The organism is Halorubrum sp. Atlit-26R, from assembly GCF_003666015.1.
Lineage (GTDB): Archaea > Halobacteriota > Halobacteria > Halobacteriales > Haloferacaceae > Halorubrum.
Genome location: NZ_QPLT01000269.1, coordinates 1 through 638, shown reverse-complemented (window position 1 = coordinate 638; position 638 = coordinate 1). Strand labels below are relative to the sequence as shown.

At 56.0% G+C, this 638-nt stretch carries 1 pseudogene; it reads left to right on the top strand.

Going from position 1 to position 638, the window contains the following annotated elements:
* Positions 1-638, top strand: a pseudogene (locus tag DVK07_RS20515) (metallophosphoesterase); the annotation flags it as partial.

Sequence of the window (638 nt, the reverse complement as noted above, 5' to 3'; positions counted from 1 at the left end):
CAATCCTGGGTCGCCAGAGGCACACAACACGAGGGAAGGCCGGGATGACTGGGAGCACGGGTACTACTCGATCACGCTCGACACCGATGCGCCGGTATCTGATAGTGCCGCGGTTGAATTTGACGTTGCCCATCATCCGACGAAACGCCGGCCGTACTATCGGGTTGAGTTCGATGTGACGCCGCACGAGTCACCGGGTGAACTCGAAACGGCGTTCAAGCAACACGCACGAGATGAGCAGTCTGCGATGACGGAGTACTGTTCACAGGATCGGTTCACAGCGAACGGTGAACCGCGAGCTCCGATCGTCGATCTACGGTTCACAGGAACATTGCAGTTTAGTCGCGGGGACTTCCGGACGGATGAATTGTCGGCATGGTTGGAAGAGGCGTGGGACGCGTTGTACGTGCAGGTGAATATGGGGATTCGGACGGCGAACATCCAGCAACTCCTCTCGGAGATTGATGAAGAGGACGTGTTCAAGGATGGCAAGTTGAACACGGCAGTGTTAGAAGATCAGGTGTTCGAGACGATTGCCAAGGAATCGATGTATGCTGAGCACGCGTCAGATGTCGCTGATGTACTTGGAAACGCACATCAGATGGCGCAGACCGAAGAAGCGGTCGAGGACATTCAGG